The 20,386-nt window shown below is 72.0% G+C and carries 15 protein-coding genes; 10 read left to right on the forward strand and 5 right to left on the reverse strand.

Annotated features, from left to right (window positions below; all coding sequences use genetic code 11):
* Positions 1–33 precede the first annotated feature (33 nt).
* Positions 34–1,953, reverse strand: coding sequence for an ABC transporter ATP-binding protein (locus ACQP09_RS25550; RefSeq protein WP_433403520.1), 1,920 nt, complete (start codon positions 1,951–1,953; stop codon positions 34–36).
* Positions 1,950–3,836, reverse strand: a complete 1,887-nt coding sequence (locus tag ACQP09_RS25555; RefSeq protein WP_433403523.1) for an ABC transporter ATP-binding protein — start codon at positions 3,834–3,836, stop codon at positions 1,950–1,952. Before ACQP09_RS25555 ends, ACQP09_RS25550 begins: the two co-directional genes overlap by 4 nt.
* A gap of 160 nt (positions 3,837–3,996) precedes the next feature.
* Between ACQP09_RS25555 and ACQP09_RS25560 the strand changes: the two genes are divergently transcribed.
* From ACQP09_RS25560 to ACQP09_RS25575, 4 genes are all read left to right on the forward strand, one after another.
* Positions 3,997–4,914, forward strand: coding sequence for an ABC transporter ATP-binding protein (locus ACQP09_RS25560; RefSeq protein ID WP_433403526.1), 918 nt, complete (start codon positions 3,997–3,999; stop codon positions 4,912–4,914).
* A gap of 1 nt (position 4,915) precedes the next feature.
* Positions 4,916–5,716: an ABC transporter permease gene (locus tag ACQP09_RS25565; protein ID WP_433403528.1), complete on the forward strand. Its 801-nt coding sequence runs from the start codon at positions 4,916–4,918 to the stop codon at positions 5,714–5,716.
* Between the two features lie 14 nt (positions 5,717–5,730).
* Positions 5,731–7,020 carry a sensor histidine kinase gene (locus ACQP09_RS25570; RefSeq protein ID WP_433403531.1) on the forward strand — a complete coding sequence of 430 codons (1,290 nt, stop codon included), beginning with the start codon at positions 5,731–5,733 and terminating at the stop codon, positions 7,018–7,020.
* A gap of 91 nt (positions 7,021–7,111) precedes the next feature.
* A complete protein-coding gene (locus ACQP09_RS25575; RefSeq protein ID WP_433403533.1) occupies positions 7,112–7,762 on the forward strand; it encodes a response regulator in 651 nt (216 codons plus the stop codon).
* A gap of 13 nt (positions 7,763–7,775) precedes the next feature.
* Here ACQP09_RS25575 and glgX read toward each other — a convergent pair whose 3' ends face one another.
* Positions 7,776–10,067 carry a glycogen debranching protein GlgX gene (glgX, locus tag ACQP09_RS25580; RefSeq protein ID WP_433403535.1) on the reverse strand — a complete coding sequence of 764 codons (2,292 nt, stop codon included), beginning with the start codon at positions 10,065–10,067 and terminating at the stop codon, positions 7,776–7,778.
* A gap of 154 nt (positions 10,068–10,221) precedes the next feature.
* Between glgX and ACQP09_RS25585 the strand changes: the two genes are divergently transcribed.
* The 6 genes from ACQP09_RS25585 to ACQP09_RS25610 all read left to right on the forward strand — a co-directional run bounded on the left by ACQP09_RS25585 (position 10,222) and on the right by ACQP09_RS25610 (position 16,200).
* A complete protein-coding gene (locus tag ACQP09_RS25585; RefSeq protein WP_433403537.1) occupies positions 10,222–11,463 on the forward strand; it encodes a L,D-transpeptidase in 1,242 nt (413 codons plus the stop codon).
* Between the two features lie 229 nt (positions 11,464–11,692).
* A complete protein-coding gene (locus ACQP09_RS25590; RefSeq protein ID WP_433403539.1) occupies positions 11,693–12,937 on the forward strand; it encodes a L,D-transpeptidase in 1,245 nt (414 codons plus the stop codon).
* 132 nt (positions 12,938–13,069) lie between these two features.
* On the forward strand, positions 13,070–13,837 hold the full coding sequence (locus tag ACQP09_RS25595; protein WP_433403542.1) for an enoyl-CoA hydratase/isomerase family protein: 768 nt from the start codon (positions 13,070–13,072) through the stop codon (positions 13,835–13,837).
* A 338-nt stretch (positions 13,838–14,175) separates the two neighbouring features.
* On the forward strand, positions 14,176–14,691 hold the full coding sequence (locus ACQP09_RS25600; RefSeq protein WP_404059375.1) for an ATP-binding protein: 516 nt from the start codon (positions 14,176–14,178) through the stop codon (positions 14,689–14,691).
* 409 nt (positions 14,692–15,100) lie between these two features.
* Positions 15,101–15,892 (forward strand): polysaccharide deacetylase family protein, encoded by a 792-nt coding sequence (locus tag ACQP09_RS25605; RefSeq protein WP_433403545.1) that lies wholly within the window; start codon positions 15,101–15,103, stop codon positions 15,890–15,892.
* A gap of 92 nt (positions 15,893–15,984) precedes the next feature.
* Positions 15,985–16,200 (forward strand): EF-hand domain-containing protein, encoded by a 216-nt coding sequence (locus ACQP09_RS25610; protein WP_018509815.1) that lies wholly within the window; start codon positions 15,985–15,987, stop codon positions 16,198–16,200.
* A gap of 92 nt (positions 16,201–16,292) precedes the next feature.
* Here the strand turns inward: ACQP09_RS25610 and ACQP09_RS25615 are convergent, their stop codons facing one another.
* Positions 16,293–17,756: a carboxylesterase/lipase family protein gene (locus tag ACQP09_RS25615; RefSeq protein WP_433403548.1), complete on the reverse strand. Its 1,464-nt coding sequence runs from the start codon at positions 17,754–17,756 to the stop codon at positions 16,293–16,295.
* Between the two features lie 41 nt (positions 17,757–17,797).
* Complete coding sequence (locus ACQP09_RS25620) at positions 17,798–20,140, reverse strand: N-acetylmuramoyl-L-alanine amidase (protein WP_433403551.1); 2,343 nt, start codon at positions 20,138–20,140, stop codon at positions 17,798–17,800.
* Positions 20,141–20,386 lie beyond the last annotated feature (246 nt).

The following is a 20,386-nucleotide window of genomic DNA, read 5'->3' on the forward strand; positions in this document are numbered from 1 at the left end:
CGGCACCCCCTCGCCGTCTCCTTCAGGTCGGGCTCAGACCAGGCTGTCCTTCCACGTCCGGTGCAGCCCCGCGAACCGCCCTGTCCCGCCGATCAGTTCGGCCGGCGCGCCGTCCTCCACGATCCGGCCGCCCTCCATCACCAGCACCCGGTCCGCGATCTCCACGGTGGAGAGGCGGTGGGCGATGACCACCGCCGTGCGGCCGTGCAGCACCGTGTCCATGGCGCGCTGCACCGCCCGCTCGCCCGGGATGTCCAGGGAGCTGGTCGCCTCGTCCAGGATCAGCACCGCCGGGTCCGCCAGCAGGGCGCGGGCGAAGGCCACCAACTGGCGCTGGCCCGCCGAGATCCGGCCGCCGCGCTTGCGTACGTCCGTGTCGTACCCCTCGGGCAGCGCGGCGATGAAGTCGTGCGCGCCGATCGCCTTCGCCGCCCGCTCGATCTCGTCCGGGGTGGCGTCCGGGCGGCCGATCGCGATGTTCTCCGCCACCGTCCCGGAGAACAGGAACGCCTCCTGCGTCACCATCACCACGCCCTTGCGCAGCTCGGCCGTGGACAGGTCCCGCAGGTCCACGCCGTCCAGCAGGACCCGGCCGTCGGTCGGGTCGTAGAACCGGGCCAGCAGCTTGGCCAGCGTCGACTTGCCCGCGCCCGTGGAGCCGACGACCGCCACCGTACGGCCCGCCGGGATGCGCAGGTCGAAGGCGGGCAGCACCTCGCCGCCCGTACGGTAGGCGAACCGCACCCCGTCGAAGACGACCTCGCGGCCCGGCAGGTCGCCGGAGCGGGCGGGCAGCTCCTTCGGGTCCGCCGGCACCGGGACCGTCGGGGTCTGGGCCAGCAGGCCGGCGATCTTCTCCAGCGAGGCCGCCGCCGACTGGTAGGAGTTGAGGAACATCCCGAGCCGGTCGATCGGGTCGTACAGCCGGCGCAGATACAGCACCGCCGCCGCCAGCACGCCGAGCGCCAGCGTCCCGTCCGCCACCCGGTAGGCGCCCCACAGGACCATCCCGGCGACCGCCGTGTTCGCCACCAGCCGCGAGCCGACCACATAGCGGGCCATCTCCAGCAGCGCGTCACCGTTGCGCCGCTCGTGGACGTGGTTGAGCGCGGCGAACGCGGCGTCGTTGGACCGCTCCCGGCGGAACGCCTGGACCGGCCGGATGCCGTTCATGGTCTCCGCGAACTTGACGATCACCGACGCGATCGCCGTGGACCTGGCCCCGTACACGATGCCCGCGCGCCGCCGGTAGAGCCGTACCAGCAGATACAGCGGTACGAAGGAGAGCACGGCGATTCCGCCGATGCCGAGGTCCAGCCAGAGCAGCACCAGCCCGATCGACACGAAGGAGAGGACGACCGTGATCAGCTCCTGGAGCCCCTCGCTCAGCAGCTCCTGGATCGATTCGACGTCCGTGGTGGACCGCGAGATCAGCCGTCCCGAGGTGTAGCGCTCGTGGAAGTCCACGCTCAGCGCCTGGGCGTGGCGGAAGATCCGGCCGCGCAGGTCGAGCAGCGCGTTCTGGTTGATGCGGGCCGAGCCGCGGATGAACGCGTACTGGAGCACGCCCGCGCCGGCCGAACAGAGCAGGTAGCCCACCGCCACCGCGATCAGCGGCCCGTAGTCGTGGTCCCGGAACGCCGGGACCCCGCTGTCGATCGCGTACGCCACCAGCAGCGGCCCGGCCTGCACCGCCGCCTGCTGGAGCACCAGCAGCAGCGCGGCGACGGCGACCCGGCCGCGCATCGGCCGCAGCAGCGAGAACAGGAGCGCCCGGGTCGCGCCGCGCGGCGCGGGCAGGTCGTCCTGGTCGAAGGGGTCGGCGGACGGCCGGGCCGTGGTGGTCGCGGGCCTGCCGGGCTCCGGCCGGCCGTCGCCGCGGTCACCGTCGCCGCGGTCACCGTCACCGTCACCGGAAGCGGTGAGCGCGGAGTCGTCGGTGGTCGTGGTCATCGGGTGCCCTCCTCGGCGGTGACCTGCTGGGCGGTGGCGGTGGCCTTGGTGGGTACGGGGCCGGGGGCCGTGGTGACGGGGTCCCCGGCGGATGACGCCGTCCCCGGCCCACCCGCGCCCGGCTCCGCCCCCGACATCAGCCACGCGTACTCCGCGTTCGACCGCAGCAGCTCCTGATGCGTGCCCACCGCCGTGATCCGGCCACCGGACAGCAGCGCCACCCGGTCCGCCAGCATCACCGTCGAGGGCCGGTGCGCCACCACCACCGCCGTGGTCTCCTCCAGCACCTGGCGCAGCGCCGCCTCCACCAGCGTCTCCGTGTGCACGTCGAGCGCCGAGAGCGGGTCGTCCAGCACCAGGAAGCGCGGCTCGCCCACCACCGCCCGGGCCAGGGCAAGGCGTTGGCGCTGGCCGCCGGAGAGGCTCAGGCCCTGCTCGCCGACCTCCGTGTCCAGGCCCCTGGGCAGCGCGTGGACGAAGTCGGCCTGCGCCACCGCGAGCGCCCGCCGGACCTGCTCCTCGTCCGCGTCCTCGGCGCCCATCCGCACGTTCTCGCCGACCGTGGCGGAGAACAGCGTCGGCTCCTCGAACGCCACCGACACCAGCTCCCGCAGCCGCGCCCGCTCCATGGTGGCGATGTCCTCACCGTCCAGCGTGATCCGCCCGCCGGTCACCTCATGCAGCCGGGGGACCAGCGCGGTGAGTGTCGTCTTTCCGGAGCCCGTACCGCCCACCAGGGCCATCGTCTCGCCGGGCCGCACCCGCAGGTCGAGCCGGGCCAGGACCGGCGGCGAGCCCGGCTCCGCGTCCGGGTAGCGGAACTCCACGCCTTCGAACACCAGCCCGGCGGGCGCGTCCGGCGCACCCGCACCGGCGGCTGCCGCGTCCTTCTCCTCCGCCGCGTCCATCACCTCGAAGTACCGGTCGGTCGCGGTCGCCGCCTCCTGGCTCATCGCCAGCAGGAACCCGATCGACTCCACCGGCCACCGCAGCGCCAGCGCCGTCGACAGGAACGCGACCAGCGTGCCCGCCGACAGCGAACCGTCCGCCACCTGGACCGTGCCGAGCACCAGCGCCGTCCCGATCGCCAGCTCCGGGATGGTCGTGATGAGCGCCCAGATACCGGCGAGCAGCCGCGCCTTGCCCAGCTCCGTGGAGCGCAGCCGCTGCGACAGCGCCTTGAAGGCCTTCGCCTGGCTCCGGTGGCGGCCGAAGCCCTTGACGATCCGGATGCCGAGCACGCTCTCCTCGACGACCGTGGTCAGATCGCCGACCTGGTCCTGCGCCTTCCGCGCCACCAGCGAGTACTTCGTCTCGAACACCGAGCACAGGATGATCAGCGGCACCGCCGGCGCCAGCAGCACCAGCCCGAGCGACCAGTCCTGCGCGAAGAGGATGACGAAACCGACCAGGATCGTCGCCGCGTTGACGACCAGGAAGGTCAGCGGGAACGCCAGGAACATCCGCAGCAGCATCAGGTCCGTCGTCCCGCGCGACAGCAGCTGGCCCGAGGGCCACCGGTCGTGGAAGGCCACCGGCAGCCGCTGGAGGTGGCGGTAGAGGTCGGCCCGCATCGACGCCTCGACCCCGGCCAGCGGCCGCGCCACCAGCCACCGCCGGAACCCGAACAGCACGGCCTCCGCGATGCCGAGCAGCAGCAGGTAGAGCGCGCCCAGCCAGACGCCGCCCGGGTCCCGGTCCGCGACCGGGCCGTCCACCATCCACTTCAGGATCAGCGGGATCACCAGCGACAGACAGGACGCCACGATCGCCACGAAGGCGGCGGTGAACAGGCGGACCCGTACCGGGCGGACATAGGGCCACAGACGCAGGAGGGAGCGCACGGCGGACCGGTCCGTGTGCTCTGCAGGCTTTTCGGGCATCAGAACCGACTGTACGTTTCACCACTGACATCAGGCCTCCGATTTTCGGCCGGAGACCGCCGCGTCCCGGAGTCGTACGCCCGGGTCAACCGATCGGTTGACGGGGCGTCGAGCGTGATGACGGATACCGCCCGCCGCCACCCGCCGGAACCCTGATGGCATGGCAATCATCGAAGTCACCGGGCTGGGCAAGACCTACGCGGGCCGCCCTGTGGTGGACGGCGTCTCCTTCTCCGTCGAGGAGGGCGAGATCTTCGGCATCCTCGGCCCCAACGGCGCCGGCAAGACCACCACCGTCGAATGCGTGGAAGGCCTGCGCATCCCGGACGCGGGCACGGTCAAGGTCGCCGGACTCGACCCCGTCGCCGACCACGACCGGGTGACGCAGCTGCTCGGCGCGCAGCTCCAGGAGAGCGAGCTCCAGGCCAAACTGACCGTACGGGAGGCGCTGGAGCTCTACGCCGCCTTCTACCCGGCCCCCGTCGACTGGCGGCCGCTCGCCGACCGGCTCGGCCTGACCGACCGGCTCACCACCCGCTTCGCGAAGCTCTCCGGCGGCCAGAAACAGCGGCTCTTCATCGCCCTCGCCCTGATCGGCGACCCGAAGGTCGTCGTCCTCGACGAGCTGACCACCGGACTCGACCCGCGCGCCCGCCGCGACACCTGGAAGCTCATCGAGGAGATCCGCGACGGCGGGGTGACCGTCCTGCTCGTCACCCACTTCATGGAGGAGGCCCAGCGCCTCTGCGACCGGATCGCCGTCATCGACCGGGGCAAGGTCGTCGCCCTGGACACCCCGGCCGGGCTGATCCGGCGGGCCACCGGCTCCACGGTCATCTCCTTCGCGCCCTCCCGGGCGCTCACCGGCCCCGACCTCACCCGGCTCACCGCGCTTCCCGGCGTCGCGTCCGTGACCCCGCCCGACCGCGAGGGGGAGCTCGCGCTGCACGGCACCGACGAGACGTTCACCCCGTTCGTCGCCCTGCTCGCCGAACTCGGCGTCACCGCCCTGCGGCTGCGCATCACCGAGACCAGCCTCGACGAAGCCTTCCTCGACCTCACCGGACAGGACGCCTGACATGCAGACCGAGACCACCACCTCACCAGCCACCGTCCCGGAACCCCGCGCCGCCCGGCGACGCGGCCCCGCGGCCGCCGTCCTGATCGCCGAGACCCGGCTCTTCCTCCGCGAACCGGGCAGCCTGTTCTGGATCCTCGCCTTCCCCTCCGTCCTCCTGGTGATCCTCGGATTCATCCCCGCCTTCGACGAGGCGCGGGACGACCTCGGCGGACGGCGCGTCATCGACCTGTACGTCCCCATCTCGATCCTGCTCGCCATGATCACGGCAGGGATCCAGGCGATGCCGCCGGTCCTCACCGCCTACCGCGAGCGCGGCATCCTGCGCCGGATGTCCACCACTCCGGTGCGGCCCTCCGCCCTGCTCTCCGCCCAGATCCTGCTGCACGGCGCGGCCTGCCTCGGCTCCGCGCTGCTCGTCACCGCCGTCGGCCGGATCGGCTACTCGGTGCCGCTGCCCGAACAGCTCCCCGGCTATCTGCTGGCGCTGCTGCTCGCCGTCGCCGCCGCGCTGACCCTGGGCGCCACCCTCTGCGCCCTGTCCCGCACGACGAAGGCGGTCACCGCGGTCGGCTCGGGCGCCTACCTCGTGATGATGTTCACCGCCGGGGTCTATCTGCCGGTCCAGGCGCTGCCCGACGCCCTGCGCCGCATCGTGGAGATCACCCCGTTCGGGGCCGCCTCCCAGGCGCTGGAGCAGGCCGCGTCCGGGAGCTGGCCGGGCTGGATCCACCTGGGGATCCTCGCCCTGTGGACCGTTGTCCTGGGCTTCGCGGCCGCTCGACTCTTCCGGTGGCAGTGACGGAGACTTCGGGCATGACGTTGCCGCCGCGCTCCTCGTACCCGTCGGGTGCGACGGGGCCCCGCACGATCGAGGACCGCTGGGAGCAGTTCCACCGGTACGGTCCCTACGCCGTCCTCACCCTGTCCGTCCTCGTCGGGGGCGTCGCCGCCGACCTCATCATGACCCGCACCGAGATGTACGCGGCCGGGGCCCTGTCGGTGGCGGCGTACGGGCTCCAGATCTGGTGGGGCAGTGCCCGCCCGCGTACTGTTCCGGGCGCCCCGGCCGGGGTGGCCTACTACACCGCGAGGACCGTCCTCGCCTTCGCGCTGTCCTGGCTCAACCCGTTCTTCGCGATCTACGCGGCGCTCAGCTACTTCGACGTCGAACCCCTGCTGCCCAAGCGCTTCATCCGCGTCGGCCTGCTCACCACCGCCGTCACCCTGGCCGGTTCGCAGAGCGGAGGGCTGCCGCCCGCCTCCCTGATGAACTGGGTCGCCTTCTGCGTGCTCTACGTCGTCAACGCCACCCTCGCCCTCTTCTTCTGGCACGTCGGGATGCGCGAGGACGAGAAGGCCCGGATCCAGACCGAGACCATCGCCGAGCTGGAGCGCACCAACCTCCGGCTGGAGCAGGCCATGGCCGAGAACGCGGCCCTGCACACCCAACTTCTCTTTCAGGCACGGGAGGCCGGGGTCGACGACGAGCGGCGTCGGCTCGCCGCCGAGATCCACGACACCCTCGCCCAGGGCCTCACCGGGATCATCGCCCAGCTCCAGGTCGTCACCTCCCTCACCGACCGCGACCCGGAGACCGCCCTCGTCCACCTCGACCGCGCCGCCGCGCTCGCCCGCCACAGCCTCGGCGAGGCCCGCCGCTCCGTACACAACCTGGCCCCGGTCGCCCTGGAACACGACGAACTGGCCGGGGCGCTGAAGAAGACGGTCACCGCATGGGCCGAACAGCACCGCGTACGGGCCGACTTCACCGTCACCGGCACGGTCGAACCGGTCCACGACGAGATCGCCGCCACCCTCCTGCGCATCGCGGGCGAGGCGCTGGCCAACGCCGGGCGGCACGCCGGGGCATCCCGGGTCGGAGTGACGCTGTCGTTCATGGACGACGAACTGACCCTGGACGTACGGGACGACGGCCGCGGCTTCGACCCCGCGGCCGCCGCACCGGCCGGCCGCACCGGCGGCTTCGGCCTCGGCGGCATGCGGGCCCGCGCGGAGCGCATCGCGGGCGCGGTGGAGGTGGAGTCGGAACCGGGCGGCGGCACGGCGGTGTCGGCCAGGGTCCCACTGGTCAGACACCCGTGAACGACCCTGCGACGCGACCCGGCCGGGCACCCGTCGACGGCCCCACCGCGGGCCCTGGCCAGACACCCGTGAGCCCCCGTACGGTGCGATCATGACCGAGCCCCCCGCCCGTACTGTCACCCTCGTCGTCGTCGACGACCACCCGGTCGTCCGGGACGGGCTGCGCGGCATGTTCACCGCCGAACCCGGCTTCGAGGTGCTCGGCGAGGCGGCCGACGGGGTGGACGCGCTCGCCGTCGTCGGTGAACTGGACCCCGACGTCGTCCTGATGGACCTGCGGATGCCCGGCGGCGGGGGAGTGGCGGCCATCGCCGAGCTGACCCGGCGCGGCGCCCGTGCGAAGGTCCTGGTGCTGACCACGTACGACACCGACTCCGACACGCTCCCCGCCATCGAGGCGGGCGCCACCGGCTACCTCCTCAAGGACGCCCCGCGCGAGGAGCTGTTCGCCGCCGTCCGGGCCGCCGCCGACGGCCGCAGCGTCCTCTCACCCGCCGTCGCCTCCCGGCTGATGACCCGCGTCCGTACGCCCACGGCCCCGGCTGACGCGGTCCTCTCCGCCCGTGAGCGCGAGGTGCTGGTGCTGGTGGCGAAGGGCACCACGAACCGGGAGATCGCCGCCGAACTCTTCATCAGCGAGGCGACCGTGAAGACCCACCTCACCCACATCTTCGCCAAGCTCGGCACCAAGGACCGGGCCGCGGCCGTCGCCGTCGGCTACGACCGGGGCATCCTCGGCTGACTTCCGGGGGCCCTTACGCTGTCACCCGCAGCAGCAGCACCGAGCGGCCCGGGACGCTCAGCTCCGTACCGCCGTCCAGGACCGTGCCGGGCGGTTCGGCCTGGTCCTCGCGGGAGGTGTCCAGGACCAGTTCGTACCGCGCCGCCCACGGCGCTCCCGGCAGCTCGAAGGCGACCGGCTCCGCGCCCGCGTGCAGAACCGCCAGGAAGCTGTCGTCGGTGACCGGCTCACCGCGCGCGTCCCGGCCCGGGATGTCGCGGCCCGAGAGGTAGAGACCGAGCGTGGCGGCGGGCGCGTACCAGTCGCCCTCCGTCATCTCCCGGCCGTCCCGGGTGAACCACGCCAGGTCCCGCAGCCCGTCCGGCGCCTGCGCACGGCCGGAGAAGAACGCGCGGCGGCGCAGCACCGGATGGCTCTGGCGCAGCCTCAGCACCCGGGCCGTCAGCTCGGTCAGCTCCCGCCACTCGGGCCGGTCGAGCAGCGACCAGTCCAGCCAGCCGATCTCGTTGTCCTGGCAGTAGGCGTTGTTGTTGCCGCCCTGCGTACGGCCCATCTCGTCGCCCGCCACCAGCATCGGCACCCCGGTGGAGAGCAGCAGCGTGGTGAGCAGGTTGCGGAGCTGGCGGCGGCGCAGCGCGTTGATCTCCGGGTCGTCGCTCTCGCCCTCGGCCCCGCAGTTCCACGCCCGGTTGTCGCTCGTCCCGTCCCGGTTGCCCTCGCCGTTGGCCTCGTTGTGCTTGTGCTCGTAGGAGACCAGGTCGCGCAGGGTGAACCCGTCGTGCGCGGTGACGAAGTTGACCGAGGCGTACGGGCGGCGGCCGCCCCAGGCGTACAGGTCGCTGGAGCCGGTCAGCCGGTAGCCGAGATCCCGTACGTCGGGGAGCGCGCCGCGCCAGAAGTCCCGTACGGCGTCCCGGTAGCGGTCGTTCCACTCGGTCCAGAGCGGCGGGAAGGCGCCGACCTGGTAGCCGCCGTTGCCGACGTCCCACGGCTCCGCGATCAGCTTGACCCGGCGCAGTACCGGGTCCTGGGCGATGACGGCGAGGAACGGGGAGAGCATGTCCACGTCGTGCATCGAGCGGGCCAGCGCGGCTGCCAGGTCGAAGCGGAAGCCGTCGACGCCCATCTCGGTGACCCAGTAGCGCAGCGAGTCGGTGATGAGCCGCAGCACCTGGGGCTGGACGACGTGCAGGGTGTTGCCGCAGCCGGTGTAGTCGGCGTAGCGGCGCGGGTCGTGCTGGAGGCGGTAGTAGCCGCGGTTGTCGATGCCGCGCAGCGAGAGCATCGGGCCCAGCTCACCGGCCTCGGCGGTGTGGTTGTAGACGACGTCGAGGATCACCTCGATCCCGGCGCTGTGCAGCGCGTGCACCATCCGCTTGAACTCGCCGACCTGCTGGCCGGCGGTGCCGGAGGCGGAGTAGCCGGCGTGCGGGGCGAAGTAGCCGATGGAGTTGTAGCCCCAGTAGTTGTGCAGCCCGCGCCGCAGCAGATGGTCCTCGTGCGCGAACTGGTGGACCGGCAGCAGTTCCACCGCCGTCACGCCGAGCCGGGTCAGATGGTCGATCGCGGCCGGGTGCGCGAGACCGGCGTAGGTACCGCGCAGCTCGGGCGGGATGTCCGGGTGGAGCTTGGTGAAGCCGCGTACGTGGAGTTCGTAGATGACCGAGTCGGCCCACGGGGTCTTCGGGCGCCGGTCCTCCACCCAGTCGTCGTCATCGTGGACGACGACACCCTTGGGCACGTACGGAGCCGAGTCCCGCTCGTCGCGCACGGTGTCGGCCACATGCTGGTCCGGCCAGTCCCTCATATGGCCGTACACCTCGGGCGGCAGGGTGAAGTCGCCGTCGACCGCACGGGCGTACGGGTCCAGGAGCAGCTTGGCCGCGTTCCAGCGGGCGCCGGTCCACGGGTCCCAGCGGCCGTGCACCCGGTAGCCGTACCGCTGACCGGGCCGGACGCCCGGCAGGAAGCCGTGCCAGATCTCGTGCGTCAGCTCGGTGAGCGGGCAGCGGGTCTCGGCGCCGTCCTCTGCGAAGAGGCACACCTCGACCGCCTCGGCCCCGCCCGCCCAGAGCGCGAAGTTGGTGCCCGCCACCCCGTCCGGACCGACCCGGAAGCGGGCCCCGAGCGGCATCGGCGCCCCGGGCCAGACGACCGGGGCGCGGGGCTCGGCGCGGAGCGCCCCGGTGATCTCCTCGACCTCCGTACGTACGGTGACGGGTGTGGCCCGTCCGGGTGGTCCGGCGGGCTCCACCGCCGTCCCGGCCGGTTCCTGTACTGCCTCCTGCTCGGCTGCGCTCGACACCGTGTCGCCTCCCGCGGCTCATGAGGACGGGCACCGGAAAGGGGGCGCGCGACGTCCCGGCCGCGGCCCTCTCCTGGTAGTCCTTCCCTCTGTTCTGCCCACCGCGGGCCCCGCACTCACGTTTCCCCCGACCGGCCCTGGTCGTTGGGGGAGCGTGAACCACGTAGCGAAGAGCGCACGGGCGGGCTCGGCCGCCGTGCTGACATGGACGGGACTGCTCGCCGTGCTGGTCCTGCTGACCGGATGCACCGATACGAGGGAGGCCCTGCTCAACGGCAAAACCGGCTCCTCCAAGGACGTGATCAGCATCTTTCCGGAGGACGGGGCCAAGGAGGTCGACGCGGAGACCCCCATCCGGGTCACGATCCCCGACGGCCGGCTGGAGAGCGTCAAGGTGATGCGGATCGAGGACGCCCAGCAGCAGACCGTGGCCGGACGCGTCGCCGCCGACGGCCTCTCCTGGAACCCGGAGCCCGGCGCGGCCCGGCTCGCCCTGGCCGCGAAGTACAGCGTCGACGCGGTGGCGGTGGACGCCTCCGGACAGCGCTCGGCGCGCCACGCCACGTTCACCACGCTCGTCCCCGAACACCGCTTCATCGGCTACTTCAAACCGGAGAACCGGTCGACCGTCGGGACCGGCATGATCGTCTCCTTCTCCTTCAACCGGGCCATCACCGACCGCGCGGCCGTGCAGAAGGCCATCCGGGTGACCGCGAAACCGGCGGTGGAGGTCGTCGGCCACTGGTTCGGCAAGGACCGGCTCGACTTCCGGCCCCGTACGTACTGGAAGCCCGGCACCGAGGTCACTGTGGACATCGGGCTGCGGGACGTGGAAGGCGCGCCGAAGGTCTACGGCAGCCAGGACAAGACGGTCACCTTCACCGTCGGCCGCTCCCAGGTCTCCCTCGTCGACGCGGAGGCCAAGACCATGGAGGTACGCCGGGACGGTGAGCTGGTCAGCACGGTCCCGATCACGGCGGGGGCCCCGAAGACGACCACGTACAACGGGAAGATGGTCGTCTCCGAGATGCACGAGGTGACCCGGATGAACGGCGCCACCGTCGGCTTCACGGACGAGAAGGGCAAGGGCGAGTACGACATCAAGGACGTGCCGCACGCCATCCGGCTCACCACCTCCGGCACCTTCCTGCACGGCAACTACTGGGCCGACGAGGAGGTCTTCGGCGAGGAGAACGTCAGCCACGGCTGCATCGGGCTCCGCGACGCGAAGGGCGGCAGCGCGACGACGCCGGGCGGCTGGTTCTTCGACCGGACGCTGATCGGGGACGTGGTGGAGGTCGTCAACTCCAAGGACAGGAAGGTCGCGCCGGACAACGGGCTCAGCGGCTGGAACATGGGCTGGAAGAAGTGGACGGCGGGCTCCGCCGTCCGCTGACCCCCGGGGCGGGGCCTCCGGGAGCCCGGCGCCCCTGCCCTCCCGGGGGTGCCCCGCACCCCGTCCCACCTGCACGGCTCTCCCTGCCACTTGGGACGGAACGGTGACATTCCGGAGGGGATCCACCGCACTCACGGTGTGATTATCTTGCGGTGGAGCGCGTACGTGCAGCGCGCGGGGGATGCGGGCCACGGCTTGGGAGCCGGGCCCGGCGAGGGGAGACACCACAGTGGACGTGCAGCCGATATCGGGGGCATCGGCCGGGGCGGGCAGGAAGCGGCGCGGCGGATCGGGGCCTCTGGCCCTGGCCCTGGGCGCCATGCTGTTGCTGGTGACGGCGTGCGGCGGGGACGCGGAAGCGGGAAGCAAGGGCGGCGGCAAGGCCGGCGCGAAGGCGGAGGACACCACGGCCTCGCAGGCGGTGGTGACGATCGCGCCGGAGGACGGCGCGGAGTCGGTGGCGACCAGCGGCGCGCTGAAGATCACCGCCGCGCAGGGCAAGCTGACCACGGTCAAGGTCGCGGACCCCAAGGGCAACGAGGTCGCGGGCGAGATCGCGGCCGACGGCGCGAGCTGGGTGCCGGAGCGGCACCTCGCCGCCGCCACCAAGTACGCGGTCCACGCGGTCGCCAAGGACGCGAAGGGCCGCGAGTCGGCGAAGGACACCACCTTCACCACACTGGTCCCGGAGAACACCTTCATCGGGCACTACACGCCGAAGGACGGCTCCACCGTCGGGGTCGGCATGCCGGTCTCGATCAACTTCACCCGCGGCATCACCGAGCCGGCCGCGGTGGAGAAGGCCATCAAGGTCACCGCCGAGCCGGCCGTCGAGATCGAAGGCCACTGGTTCGGCAACGACCGTCTCGACTTCCGCCCGGAGAAGTACTGGAAGCCCGGTACGAAGGTGACGGTGGAGCTCCACCTGGACGGCGTGGAGGGACGGCCCGGGGTCTACGGCAAGCAGGCCAAGACGGTGTCGTTCACCATCGGCCGCAGCCAGGTCTCCACCGTCGACGCGAGCACCAAGCGGATGAAGGTCGTCCGTGACGGCAAGCTGCTCAAGGACATCCCGATCTCGGCGGGCGCCCCGGCGACGACCACGTACAACGGTCAGATGGTCGTCAGCGAGAAGCTCAAGGTGACCCGGATGAACGGCGACACCGTCGGCTTCGGCGGCGAGTACGACATCAAGGACGTGCCGCACGCCATGCGGCTCTCCACCTCGGGGACCTTCCTGCACGGCAACTACTGGGGCGCGTCCTCCATCTTCGGCACCACCAACACCAGCCACGGCTGTGTCGGTCTGCGCGATGTGCGCGGCGGCTACGACAACCAGACCCCGGCGGCCTGGTTCTACAACCGGTCGATGATCGGTGACGTGGTCATCGTGAAGAACTCCAAGGACAAGCAGATCCAGCCGGACAACGGCCTCAACGGCTGGAACATGGACTGGGAGGAGTGGAAGAAGTAGGCCCCGGCCACCGCTCCTCCGTCACTTCCTCCGTCGCTTCTTCTGTCGCTTCTTCCGTACGATCCCGGCGGGCCCGGTGCTGTGACCTACGGCACCGGGTCCGTCCGCGTTAGCAGTGGTTAACCTGCCTGCATGACTGTGACCCTCGAAGTAAGCGACAACGTCGGGACGATCCGCCTGGACCGGCCGCCGATGAACGCCCTGGACGTGGCCGTCCAGGACCGGCTGCGGGAGCTCGCCGAGGAGGCCACCCGGCGCGAGGACGTGCGCGCGGTGATCCTCTACGGCGGCGAGAAGGTGTTCGCGGCCGGTGCGGACATCAAGGAGATGCAGGCGATGGACCACACGGCGATGGTCGTGCGTTCCAAGGCGCTCCAGGACTCCTTCACCGCCGTCGCCCGCATCCCCAAGCCCGTCGTCGCGGCCGTCACCGGCTACGCGCTCGGCGGCGGCTGCGAACTGGCCCTCTGCGCCGACTTCCGCATCGCCGCGGACAACGCCAAGCTCGGCCAGCCGGAGATCCTGCTCGGGCTGATCCCGGGCGCCGGCGGCACCCAGCGCCTGGCCCGGCTGATCGGCCCGTCCCGGGCCAAGGACCTCATCTTCACCGGCCGCATGGTCAAGGCCGAGGAGGCCCTGACGCTGGGCCTGGTGGACCGGGTGGTCCCGGCGGCCGAGGTCTACGAGCAGGCGCACGCCTGGGCCGCGCAGCTGGCGAAGGGGCCGGCGCTGGCGCTGCGCGCGGCCAAGGAGGCGGTGGACGCCGGTCTGGAGACGGACATCGACACCGGGCTGACGGTGGAGCGGAACTGGTTCGCCGGCCTGTTCGCCACGGAGGACCGCGAGCGCGGGATGCGGAGCTTCGTGGAGGAGGGGCCGGGGAAGGCGAAGTTCCTCTGAGCCCTGAGCCCTGAGCCCTGAGCCCTGAGCCCTGAGCCTTGAGCCTTTTGAGGGCCTTGCGTTCTCTGAGTCCTCTGGGTTTCTCCGAGCGCTCCTTCTGGATGCACTCCTGACGCGAGTTCATCCCTCCGAGCGGATTATCCGGGCCTTAAGGCAACCTTAAGGCCCGGGGCCGTACTCCTCCGGGCCACCTCACCCGGCCGGTACATCGCCGCAGCTCACCAGGGCCCTGGAAGGTCTCTTTCTGCCGGAGGCATATGCCAACTGCCCTGTGCGGAATGGGTTGTTCCGGGAGGTGGATTCCCTCGGAACGGCCCCGGGCGGCGATATGTGCGTCCATGATGGTGGGCATGGCGGGCCTGGAGGGTGTGGATCAGCCGCGACCGCGCAGCAGCGCGACCGCGGCACGCTGGACATCGGGTATGGATGACGAACAGGCGTTCAAGGCGCTGGAGTTGTTCGGAAATCCGACCGAGGCGGAGGTGCGGTTGCCGTCGCGGCCCGAGTCCGCGGCGACCGCCCGTCGGCTCACCTCCTGCGTGGTGCTCCGGCAGTGGGCCCTCTCGCCGCAGACCGCCGAGTACGCGGTGCTCCTCGTCTCCGAGCTCGTCGGCAACGCGGTGCGCCACACCGGCGCCCGCGTCTTCGGGTTACGGATGGTGCGCCGCCGGGGCTGGATCCGGATCGAGGTACGTGATCCCTCGCGCGGGCTGCCGTGTCTGATGCCGGTGCGCGAGATGGACGTCAGTGGGCGCGGACTCTTCCTCGTCGACAAGCTCTCCGACCGGTGGGGCGTGGATCTGCTGCCGCGCGGCAAGACCACCTGGTTCGAGATGCGGATCTCCGACCGCTGACACGTGAGGCCGCGGGTTGCGCCGAGGCCGCTCGGGATGCACAGAAGCCCCCGGTCGGCCGTGGTGCGGCGCTGCGGGGGCTTCTCTGGGGGGCCGTGAAAGGCGGGGTGTGTTCACGGCCGCTGATGGCGACCTCGCCCGGGTCAATGGGGGTCGTGGCTCCGACTATGGCAGACGGGCGACCTCGGTGCCAAAGAGATATTTCGGGTTATACCCGGGTCAATCGGTCATTCCGTGGCTGAATCGCAGGTGGGATCGGTCACTCGCCTGGCTTTCCGTGCATCTTTATGGCATGCCGTGAATGATTCATAGATCATTTCGGTAATCGGTCAATCGGGGTAATTCGCCCGCCGCGCCTCTACTCTGTCCCGGGACCCAGTCGGACTCCGTGGAAGGCGAGGTGGTCGGGATGGACGGGCACAGGGCGCCGATGCGCCGCCGCGAGGTGCTGGGCAGCGGGGCCGGTCTCCTCGCGGCCGCCGCCTTCGCGGCGGGCTGCGCGCGGAGTCCTGAGGGTGCGGCGGGCGCCCCCGCGCCCTCACCCGCGTACGCCTCCCGTCCCGCCTCCACCACCGCCCACGCTCCGCGCCGCTTCCCCGGCCGGCCCGTCAGGATCGCCCACGGCCCCCGCGACCGGCCCCGCGTCGCGCTCACCTTCGAGGGCCGGGGCGATCCGGAGTTGGCCCGCGCCGCGCTCGCCCGGATCGAACGCGCCGGCGCCCGGGTCACCGTCCTCGCCGTCGGCAGCTGGCTCGACGCGCACCCGTCCATGGCCCGCCGGATCCTCGACGGCGGCCACGAGATCGGCAACCACACCCAGAACCACCGCGACCTCGCCGCCCTCGGCGAGCGCGACGCGTACGAGGAGATCACCGCCTGCGCCCGGCGGCTGCGCCGGCTCACCGGCTCCATCGGCACCTGGTTCCGCCCCTCGCCCGGCCCCGACGCCACCCCGCTGGTCCAGCACCTCGCCCGGCGGGCCGGATACCCGCACCTCCTCTCGTACGACGTCGAGTCCCTGGATCACGCCGCGACCGGCGTACCGGCCGTCCTGCGCAAGGTGACGGGCGAGCTCCGGCCCGGTTCGGTGGTGGGGCTGAGCCTCGCCCGGCCGGTCACCGTGGCCGCGCTGCCGCTGCTCCTCACCGAGATGGACCGGCGCGGCCTGCGCGCGGTGACGGCCACGGAGCTGCTGAGCTGACGTCAGGGGCCCGGCGCCCAGGTCGCCGGAGCCGTCACCCGTACGGACCGATAATCTGACCCCGACATTCGGCACCACGAAGGGCGGGAACAGTGGCGGACATCGAGTCGGCGCGGACGGTATTCGAGAAGTTCGACGCGAACGGCGACGGTCTCATCACCGCGAACGAGTACAAGAGCGCGATGGCGCAGCTGGGCGACCCGTTCGTCACCGAGACGGTGGCGCAGGCGATCATCAACGCCCACGACGGCAACGGTGACGGCCTGCTCACCTTCGACGAGTTCTGGGCCGCGCAGAACAAGGCCTGAGCCCGCGACGGACCCCCGGCCGCGCTGGTCCGGCCGGGGGATCTGTGCATTTTGCCGGGTGTCCCCGACCCGCACGGGATCTCGCTGCGCCCCTAACCCCGTCCCCAGCTCCGCAACTCGTCGTCGCGCGGGGCCAGGACGAGGGCCGGGGCGCCGGGCCCGAAGAACCGCACGGGCCGGGACGCGTCCCAGGACGGCCAGCCCGGGGCACCCGTCGTCGCGAAATCCACCCACGCCCGGTGCATCGCGTCCGCCAGCTCCTGCGGCGCGTCCGGGCCGGTCAGGGCCATCGTGTCGGGGTGGGCCAGCGTGTCGAAGACGAACCCCAGTTCCAGCGCGTGACAGGCACCGAGCCGCTGTACGGGGGAGGGCCAGCCGAACTCGTAGACGTACGTGGAACCTTCGGCGCCCGCCCGTGCGTCGGCCAGGCGGTTGAGCGGGACCCGGAGCAGCAGGTCCGTGGCGAGGGCGCCGAGGAGTTCGCCGGGGGTGGCGTCGGGGCGGTTGGCCCGGTAGGTGCGGGCGGTGGCGTTCGGGACCCTGAACTTCAGCAGGGCCAGGCGGAGCTTGAGGCGGCCGATCCGTTCGGTCAGACCGCTGGGGACGAACCAGAGGCGGTACTCCTCGGTGTTCGTCCCCAGCAGCAGGTCGACCCCGGCGGCCGCCGAGCCCGGACGCGGCGCCTCGGCCGGGTCCCGGTCCAGCAGCTCGCCGTCCACCACGAGCTGGAACGAGTTGCGGCCGGTCAGCGGGTTGCCGCCGCTCGTCACCTCGGTCTGCGCGGTCAGCAGCGCCTCCGGGTCCACGGCGGCGAAGGCGGCGGCGGTGGCGGGCACGCCGAGCCGCTTGGCGATCAGCTCGGTCGTCCCGCGCGCGGCGTCCGGCGTCAGGGCGGCGGGCGCCCCGCTCTGGAGCACCGCCCGCCGGAACAGCCCGGCCGCCCGGTCCGTGGCCAGCAGCGCGCCGATGCTCACCGCCCCCGCCGACTCCCCGGCCACCGTCACCCGGTCCGGGTCGCCGCCGAACCCCGCGATGTTGTCCCGCACCCACTCCAGGGCCGCCAGCTGGTCCAGCAGCCCGCGGTTGGCGGGCGCGTCCGGGAAGAGGCCGAAGCCCTCGACGCCCAGGCGGTAGTTGACGGAGACCAGCACCACCCCGTCCCGGGCGAACGCGGACCCGTCGTACACCGGCACCGCCGAGGAGCCGTGCAGCAGCGAACCGCCGTGGATCCAGACGAGTACGGGAAGCCCCACCGCCTCCGGTGGAAGCGACGGCGTCCACACATTGAGGTTGAGCCACTCCTCGCCCGCCACCGCCGGATCCGGCAGCAGCCGGTCCAGCGGCGGGGCGTAGGGGCGCTTGGGGGCGGTCGGCCCGAACGCCACCGCCTCGCGCACGCCCTCCCAGGGCTCCGGCGGCTCCGGCGCGCGGAATCTCCGCGCGCCCACCGGCGCGGCCGCGTACGGAATGCCGCGGAAGACCGCGACCCCCTGCTCCACCGCACCGCGGACGGTGCCCTGCACGGTCCTGGCCGTGGCCTCCACGATGTCGGACATGGTGCGTGCCAACCCCTCTCGCGGTGCGGTGGCTCAGCGGGTCACCTCAGGTAGACCAGCCCGTCCGTGGTGAGGGCCGGGCGGCCCTTCGTACCGACCACCACGATCTTGACCGTGTGCTTGGCACTGGTGGACCAGGACCGGGTCCAGATCGCGTCCCGGTACTTGGTGGTGGCGGACTTCAGGTCCACCGTGGCGACCTTCTTGCCGTCGACATAGACGTATGCCTGCCCCGAAGTGGCGGCCCGCGACACCACCCAGGCGGCTGACCGGCCGGTGAAGGTCCAGGTCAGGCTCGCGTTCCTGGCGCTGCTGGTCAGGGACTTGCCGCCGAGGTAGCTGGAGGAGGACTTCACCGTCCAGGTCCCGGTCCTCTTGGCGGCGGTCTCCTGGAGGATCACCGGCGTGCCGGAGACCGAGGCGGCGGCCGTGTTGCCCGCGCGGTCGTACGCCGTCATCTTCCAGGCCGTCGCCGCGCCGGACTTGGCGGTGTGCGAGGCGCTGCCCGCCGTCGGGCCGTACGTCTTGGCGACGGGCGCGGTGAGCCGGACCTCCTTGAGGGCGGTGGTGTCGGCGGCCTTCCACGTCAGGGTGAGCGGGACGGCCGCCGTGTTCACCGTGCCGGTGCGCAGGGTGAGCGCCGGCTTGGTGGTGAAGGCCGGGGCCGTGCGATCGGCGACGATCGTGGCGGCGGCCGAGGTGGTGACCTTGCCCGACTGGTGGGTGGCCCGCACCTGCACGGAGTGCTTGCCGGGCGCGAGGGTGGCCGAGGCCTTGGTGACGTTGCCGGTGGTGGTGGCCACCGGCTTGCCGGCGACGAGGAGTTCGTACCCCTTGACGAAGGCGGCGGGCGTGGTCGCCTTCCAGCCGACGGTGACGGCCGCCTTGGCGTAGTACGTGGAGCCGGAGGCGTTCGCTCCGGTCACCGAGGTGATGGCGAGGCCGGCGACCTTGTCGGTGACCAGGGCGCCGGCCGTCGAGCGGATCGCGGGGAGCTGGTTGTAGAGGCTGAGGCCGGGGCACTCGGTGTTGAACCCGTCCCGGTGGCCGGAGATCTGCTGGAAGGGGTACGCGGAGCCGACGGTGAACTTCTTCCCGGCGTGGTTGTTGCCCGTGGCACCGGCGATGAGCTGGACCGTGCCCGTCGGGTTGCCCTGGTACTGGCCGAGCTTCCAGGCGGCCACCCGGGCGACCGCGTCGGTCGCGGCGCTGCTGGCCGCCGTACTCGTGTGCAGGCCCATCACGGCGATCCCGGTGGTGTCCCGGTTGAAGCCGTAGGTGTGCGCGCCCATCACGGCCCGGTCCACACCGCCCTTGCGGCCCTCGAAGATCGTGCCGCACTTGTCGACCACGAAGTTGTAGCCGAGGTCCTTCCAGCCGTTCGACTTCACGTGGTACGTGTGCAGCGCGCGCACCATCGCCGGGGAGTCGGCGCAGGAGTAGGTGTTGGTCTGCGTGGTGTGGTGGACGAACACCGCCTTGACCGTGGGCAGGTAGTCCGGCGCCTCGTTGTTCAGCGACTCGTCGGCCTTCCAGGCGACCCGCGAGACGATCGTCGGCTGCGGGGCCGTGGACGGCGGGGCGGGCGGCAGCGTCGGGGTCGTGGTGGGAGTGGGCGTCGGCTTCGGCGTGACGCTCGGCGTGGGCGAGGCGGTGGTGGGGGTCGGAGTCGGGGTCGCGCTCCGGGTCGGGGTGGGGCTCGGGGCCGGCGGCGTCGGGGACGCGGTGGTCGGGGTCGGAACCGGCGGCGTCGGGGAGGGCTCCTCCGTCGGCACCTCGGTGGAGGGCTCGGCGGACGGCGTCGGCTCCTCGGTCGGCGTCTCCTCGGCGGCGAACGCGACGGGCTCGGCGGCGAAAGCGGCCGGTTCGGCGGCGAGCGGGGTGGTCTTGCCGCCCGGGTCGACGGTGTCCAGGCGCAGCCCTTCGGGGAGCCCGGCCTTGACGCCGTCGGCGGCGCTGATCCGGACCTCGACGCCGTCGGACGGGCCGACCCAGCGCGGTTCGGTGGTGCCCCGGACGCCGGCCCGGCCGGCCTCGGTGCGCCCGTCGATCTCGGTGTCCAGCGGCAGCCAGCCGGTCCACTCGCCGGTGGCGGCGGAGCGCGTACGGGCCTCGACCTGGCCGGCCACCTTGGCGGCGGGGTCGGTCCACGTCACGCCGAGCAGGCTGAACCGCTCGGTGGAGCGGCGGGGAAGAGAGGCGGTGGCACCGTCCTCGGAGGTCTTGAGCGGGGTCTGGTAGACGTCCGCCTCTGCGGGAGCGGACTTGGCGTCCGCCGCACCGTCGGGCGTGGAGCTGCCGGTGACGCCCTGGAACACCAGGACACCCGTCACCGCCACGGTGGCGACGGCAGCCGTGGTCCAAATTCTTCGCTGTGATCTCACGTGTGATTTCCCCGGGGACGCTGGTGGAAGACATGGCATTCCGACCGGTCAGCCGCTGACCGGGGGCACGACGAAGTGGTCGGCCCGGCCGGTGGGGCGGCCCGGGACATGCTTGCGCGGCACAGTCTTCCATGCGATCGCTTCTGATCGAGCTTGTTCTCTGATGAACCGTCGCGATGTGATCCGATCGAGCCTTTTCCGGGGTGAGGGAAGTGGACCCCAGGGCCTGGAAGGCTTACACCCTTC

The organism is Streptomyces sp. CA-146814 (assembly GCF_050942385.1).
Taxonomy (GTDB): Bacteria; Actinomycetota; Actinomycetes; order Streptomycetales; family Streptomycetaceae; genus Streptomyces.

Bases quoted from the DNA above. Each gene is read 5' to 3' on its own strand.
- ACQP09_RS25550 (WP_433403520.1), bottom strand. From the start codon at position 1,953: ATGACCACGACCACCGACGACTCCGCGCTCACCGCTTCCGGTGACGGT.
- ACQP09_RS25555 (WP_433403523.1), bottom strand. From the start codon at position 3,836: ATGCCCGAAAAGCCTGCAGAGCACACGGACCGGTCCGCCGTGCGCTCC.
- ACQP09_RS25560 (WP_433403526.1), top strand. From the start codon at position 3,997: ATGGCAATCATCGAAGTCACCGGGCTGGGCAAGACCTACGCGGGCCGC.
- ACQP09_RS25565 (WP_433403528.1), top strand. From the start codon at position 4,916: ATGCAGACCGAGACCACCACCTCACCAGCCACCGTCCCGGAACCCCGC.
- ACQP09_RS25570 (WP_433403531.1), top strand. From the start codon at position 5,731: ATGACGTTGCCGCCGCGCTCCTCGTACCCGTCGGGTGCGACGGGGCCC.
- ACQP09_RS25575 (WP_433403533.1), top strand. From the start codon at position 7,112: ATGACCGAGCCCCCCGCCCGTACTGTCACCCTCGTCGTCGTCGACGAC.
- ACQP09_RS25595 (WP_433403542.1), top strand. From the start codon at position 13,070: ATGACTGTGACCCTCGAAGTAAGCGACAACGTCGGGACGATCCGCCTG.
- ACQP09_RS25600 (WP_404059375.1), top strand. From the start codon at position 14,176: ATGATGGTGGGCATGGCGGGCCTGGAGGGTGTGGATCAGCCGCGACCG.
- ACQP09_RS25605 (WP_433403545.1), top strand. From the start codon at position 15,101: ATGGACGGGCACAGGGCGCCGATGCGCCGCCGCGAGGTGCTGGGCAGC.
- ACQP09_RS25615 (WP_433403548.1), bottom strand. From the start codon at position 17,756: ATGTCCGACATCGTGGAGGCCACGGCCAGGACCGTGCAGGGCACCGTC.